This window comes from Streptococcus mitis, assembly GCF_001074635.1.
GTDB lineage: Bacteria > Bacillota > Bacilli > Lactobacillales > Streptococcaceae > Streptococcus > Streptococcus mitis_E.
In genome coordinates this window covers 1-5,445 of record NZ_JUQO01000054.1, presented here as the reverse complement: position 1 = coordinate 5,445, position 5,445 = coordinate 1, and the positions used below count along the sequence as shown (strand labels likewise).

The 5,445-nt window shown below is 39.9% G+C and carries 4 protein-coding genes and 1 tRNA gene; 1 reads left to right on the top strand and 4 read right to left on the bottom strand.

Annotated features, from left to right (window positions below; translation table 11 throughout):
- Positions 1-285: 285 nt before the first annotated feature.
- The 4 genes from ADI58_RS01940 to cshA all read right to left on the bottom strand — a co-directional run bounded on the left by ADI58_RS01940 (position 286) and on the right by cshA (position 3,646).
- Positions 286-371, bottom strand: a tRNA-Leu gene (locus tag ADI58_RS01940).
- A gap of 80 nt (positions 372-451) precedes the next feature.
- On the bottom strand, positions 452-1,027 hold the full coding sequence (locus ADI58_RS01935) for a cysteine hydrolase family protein (RefSeq protein ID WP_049521256.1): 576 nt from the start codon (positions 1,025-1,027) through the stop codon (positions 452-454).
- On the bottom strand, positions 1,027-1,815 hold the full coding sequence (codY, locus tag ADI58_RS01930; protein WP_000940738.1) for a GTP-sensing pleiotropic transcriptional regulator CodY: 789 nt from the start codon (positions 1,813-1,815) through the stop codon (positions 1,027-1,029). Before codY ends, ADI58_RS01935 begins: the two co-directional genes overlap by 1 nt.
- Positions 1,816-2,071: 256 nt before the next feature.
- Positions 2,072-3,646: a degradosome RNA helicase CshA gene (gene cshA / locus ADI58_RS01925; protein ID WP_049521255.1), complete on the bottom strand. Its 1,575-nt coding sequence runs from the start codon at positions 3,644-3,646 to the stop codon at positions 2,072-2,074.
- Positions 3,647-3,975: 329 nt separating this feature from the next.
- Here cshA and ADI58_RS01920 point away from each other — a divergent pair, with 329 nt between their 5' ends.
- Positions 3,976-5,292 carry an FAD-containing oxidoreductase gene (locus ADI58_RS01920; protein ID WP_049521254.1) on the top strand — a complete coding sequence of 439 codons (1,317 nt, stop codon included), beginning with the start codon at positions 3,976-3,978 and terminating at the stop codon, positions 5,290-5,292.
- Positions 5,293-5,445: the final 153 nt, after the last annotated feature.

Here is a 5,445-nt window from a genome sequence, read left to right as displayed (position 1 = left end):
TTGACAAGTGATTTCTGGATTGCTAAAGATTTTCTTAGCAACCAAATCATTGGTAGGGCTGATGCCCGGATGACGTAATGTCATACTTTCTCTCCTTTCATTATACCATAGTTTTAAATCTAGATTTGATGGTTCTATCTATTTATTCGGAAAAAGTAGAAAGAGTAGAGAAAATTAGGAGAGATTTCAAACTATATTATTTATCTGAAAGTAAAAGGCATCCACCATAGATATTATAAGACTAATAAAAAACAAAAGAGCTAGCCTAAGCTAACTCTTATCCTATGCGGAGAGAGGGACTTGAACCCTCACGACCTAAAGCGGTCACAGGATCCTTAGTCCTGCGCGTCTGCCAATTCCGCCATCCCCGCGTCGATTACTTTACTAGTATATCAACTTTTGGGATGCTTGTCAACACTTTTTTTCAAAATTTTTCATTTCATCAACCAAATTACTCTGAAATTTCATTTAGATTTTCATCTACCAACTTAGCTCCAAGTGTGTTTTTGAAATGGCCTAGGGCAAATTGATGATTTTCAGGCCAGATGGAAGCAACGGCTGGTTTAACAATCTCGATGTCATATCCTAGATTATAGGCATCTATAGCTGTATGCAGGACACAGATATCCGTCAAGACTCCTGTTAAGATAACTGTAGAAATTCGACGCTCTCTCAAACGGATATCCAGGTCAGTCCCTGAAAAAGCTGAGTAATGGCGTTTATCCATCCAAAAGACACGACTGTCTGAACCATGATCTTGATAAAAGGTCCCCAAATCTCCATATAAATTCCGTCCACTAGTCCCAATCAAATTATGAGGAGGAAATAGTTTACTTTCTGGATGAAAACAATCGTTTTCTTCGTGAGCATCTATTGTAAAGAAGATGTAATCTCCTCGTTCAAAAGCTAACCGAGTCACCTTGCTAATGGCCTCCGAAATCGCCTGAGCTGGAGCGCCTGCTGTCAATTTTCCACTATCAGCAACAAAATCTTCGGTATAGTCAATCGAAATCAAAGCTTTAGTCATTAGTAATCTCTTTTCTTCACTTCTTCAAAAATATCTGAAATCAAGACCTTAAGGTAGGTCCCTTTCATTCCAAGTGAGCGACTTTCAATAATCCCTGCAGACTCAAGTTTACGAAGGGCATTGACAATCACAGAACGGGTGATTCCGATACGGTCTGCAATCACAGACGCAGTCAACTGCCCTTCATTTCCATTTAATTCCCCTAAAATTGCTGAAACAGCACGAAGTTCGGAGTAAGAAAGGGTATTAACCGCCATGGTAACAGCAGTACGGCGACGGATATTTTTCTCATCTTCCTCACGTTGGAAATTAAGGAGTTGAATCCCAACAACGGTACTGGCAATCTCAACAAGAATCAAGTCCTCGTCTTCGAATTTTTTATCATTGCGCCAAATAATCAAAGAACCAAGTCGAATCCCTGATACATGAATCGGTGCAATAGTCGTCAAACCGTCTGGAAAGTCAGCACGACTTTCCACAGGAAAAATGCTTAAATCATGATCAACTGTCAGATTGGCTTCTGTATCGTAGATCATATTCGCACCTTGAATGTAGTCATCTGGGAAAATCTTAGTTTGGAAGAACTGCTCTACACGATCTGTATTTGTTTTGTAACGCATGAAATAACCAAGGAGACGTCCCTTGCTATTGACGATACAGGCGTTACAGTCAATAATATCTGCCAATTGACGGGTAATCGCATTGTATGGAAGTTCTTCCTGCAACTGCTCCTCTGAACGCTTCAGGATAGAAGTAATTTTTCTTGTTTTTTCTAATAAATGTGCCATTTTTCACCTCGAATTTAATCGCTATCATTATAACATAAACAGCTTGAATTTTCAATTATTATCTGAAAATTGCTTATTTAATTGCAATTTGAAAAAACAAGAATATTTTTAATTAAATTGCTTCTTTTCTATTGACAAGCCCCTTATTTTTGTGTATTATAATATTACAAAAAGATAATATATCTATTTTATTTATCTTTCTTTTTCCATTCGGTCTCCTTATATAAAAAAGCGATTCATTTTGAACCGCTTTTTCTTATTTATCGCCCTTGTTACGAATAACAAAGCCTGTTTGCTTTTCGCTTGAAGTATTGCGTGGTTTTTTATTCTCCTTACGATAGCGTTTTTCCTTATCAAAACGATCATTGCCACGACTTCCTTTTTTGAAATCATCACGGCGACCACCACGACGGTTGTCTCCACGGCGATTATCACGACGGTCATCTCCACGACGACCTCCCTTAGCTTTACCACCAAAGCCATTACCTGATGGTTTAAATGGCAGTGGTTTTTCACGCGCAATCTCCACTTCAGGAAGACTATCTGGATCTTGAACAGTCAGACTCAAGATATACATTGCCAATTCTTCTGGAGTAAATTCGGCAGCTAGCTTACGAGCATCCTTACCAAATTTCTCAAAGTTGGCACGGATAGTCTCATCTGCAAAATCACGTTCGATTTTCTTAAGAGCCACTTGTTTTTTAGCTTGGAAAGCTTCTTCTGCACTTGCAGGTTTGAGACCTTTCATACGTTTCTTAGTCAAGTTTTCAATGATTTGAAGGTAGCCCATTTCATTTGGTGATACGAAAGTAATAGACTGACCTGACTTACCAGCACGACCTGTACGACCGATACGGTGAACATAACTTTCAGGATCTTGTGGAATATCGTAGTTATAGACATGGGTCACACCTGAAATATCCAAGCCACGCGCTGCAACGTCTGTCGCAACCAAAACATCAAGATTGCCATTTTTAAAGTCACGAAGGACACGAAGACGTTTGTTTTGGTCCAAATCACCATGAATTCCTTCTGCACGGAAGCCACGGATTTTCAAACCACGAGTCAATTCATCTACACGACGTTTGGTACGACCAAATACGATAGCAAGTTCTGGTTGTTCCACATCCATAAGACGAGTCATGGTATCAAATTTTTCTTGTTCTTTAACACGAATATAGTATTGGTCAACCAATTCTGTTGTCAATTCCTTAGCAGCAATCTTCACGTGCTCAGGGTCTTTCATAAACTGAACACCGATACGTTTGATGGCATCTGGCATAGTTGCTGAGAAAAGCAAGGTTTGACGATTTTCAGGGACACGAGAAATGATAGCTTCGATATCTTCAAGGAAGCCCATGTTGAGCATTTCATCCGCTTCGTCAAGGATAAGAGTTTCAATATCTTGTAATTTCAAGGCCTTGCGTTTAATCAAGTCCAAGAGGCGACCTGGAGTTCCCACCACGATATGGGCACCAGATTTAAGAGCCTTAATTTGCTTTTCAATGCTTGATCCGCCATATACTGAGCGGACTTTGACTCCCTTACTACGACCAAAGCGGAAGAGTTCTTCTTGACTTTGGACAGCTAGTTCACGAGTTGGAGCGATGACCAAGGCTTGGATAGTCGCTTCTTCTGTACGGATTTTTTCAAGGGTAGGCAAGCCAAAGGCTGCAGTTTTTCCTGTACCAGTCTGAGCTTGACCGATAACGTCCTTGCCTTCAAGGGCCAAGGGAATAGTTTGTTCTTGGATCGGACTAGCTTCTACAAAACCAGCTTTTTCAATCTCTGCTAGCAAATCAGCAGACAAGTTTAATTCATTAAATTTCACGTTATTCTTCTTTCTAAAGGTGGTGCGAAGCCACCCTATAGGGCTTAGTTTATACTTTTCTTTTTATGACGTATTTTCATATACTGGATATAAAATCGTGTTGCTTCTTTTCCACAAAAGAAAAGTACTGTTTTCTTTGCAACCTATCTAGTATAACACAAGAGAGAAGCAAAAGATAGCCTAATCCGTCGATAAAGTCATGTAAACGATTTTTCTGAGAAAATAAAGTTAAACTTTCCACTATTTCATAAACTTTTCTAAAGCGTAGCAGAATTGTGCAAAAGTTTTTTTCTTGTGCTAGAATGAAATTCGAATAGGAGGAACTCTAAATGTTAACTTATGATTTAATCGTTATCGGATTTGGTAAAGCTGGTAAAACACTAGCAGGTAAATTGGCTTCAGCTGGCAAAAAAGTTGCCCTCGTTGAACGTAGCAAAGCTATGTACGGTGGAACTTGTATCAACATCGGTTGTATCCCAACTAAAACTTTGCTAGTTGCTGCTGAAAAAGACTTGTCTTTTGAAGAAGTCATTGCTACCAAAAACACTATCACTGGTCGCCTTAACGGTAAAAACTATGCGACTGTTGCTGGTACAGGCGTGGATATCTTTGATGCGGAAGCTCACTTCCTTTCAAATAAAGTCATCGAAATCCAAGCTGGTGATGAAAAGAAAGAACTGACTGCTGAAACTATCGTCATCAACACTGGTGCTGTTTCAAACATCTTGCCAATCCCTGGACTTGCTACAAGCAAAAACGTCTTTGACTCAACAGGTATCCAAAACTTGGACAAATTACCTGAAAAACTTGGTGTCCTTGGTGGCGGAAATATCGGTCTTGAATTTGCTGGCCTTTACAACAAACTTGGAAGCAAGGTTACAGTCTTAGATGCCTTGGATACTTTCCTTCCTCGTGCAGAACCTTCCATCGCAGCTCTTGCTAAACAATACATGGAAGAAGACGGTATTGAATTGCTTCAAAATATCCGTACTACTGAAATTAAAAATGACGGTGACCAAGTCCTTGTCGTAACCGAAAACGAAACTTACCGTTTCGACGCCCTTCTTTACGCAACTGGACGCAAACCAAATGTAGAACCACTTCAACTTGAAAATACAGATATTGAACTAACTGAACGTGGCGCTATTAAAGTGGACAAACATTGTCAAACAAACGTTCCTGGTGTCTTTGCAGTTGGAGATGTCAACGGTGGCCTTCAATTTACTTACATTTCACTTGATGACTTCCGTGTTGTTTACAGCTACCTTGCTGGAGATGGCAGCTACACACTTGAAGACCGTCTCAATGTACCAAATACTATGTTCATCACACCTGCACTTTCACAAGTTGGTTTGACTGAAAGTCAAGCAGCTGATTTGAAACTTCCATACGCAGTGAAAGAAATTCCTGTTGCAGCAATGCCTCGTGGTCACGTAAACGGAGACCTTCGTGGAGCTTTCAAAGCTGTTGTCAATACTGAAACAAAAGAAATTCTTGGAGCAAGCATCTTCTCAGAAGGTTCTCAAGAAATCATCAACATCATCACTGTTGCTATGGACAACAAGATTCCTTACACTTACTTCACAAGACAAATCTTCACTCACCCAACCTTGGCTGAGAACTTGAATGACCTGTTTGCGATTTAAGTTGAAATCTCATCTTAACTGACAGCCCTCTGAGGGCTGTTTTCATTTCTGCGAAATCTCATACTCTTCGAAAATCAAATTCAAACCACGTCAGCTTCACCTTGCCGTATATATGTTACTGACTTCGTCAGTTCTATCTACAACCTCAAAGCA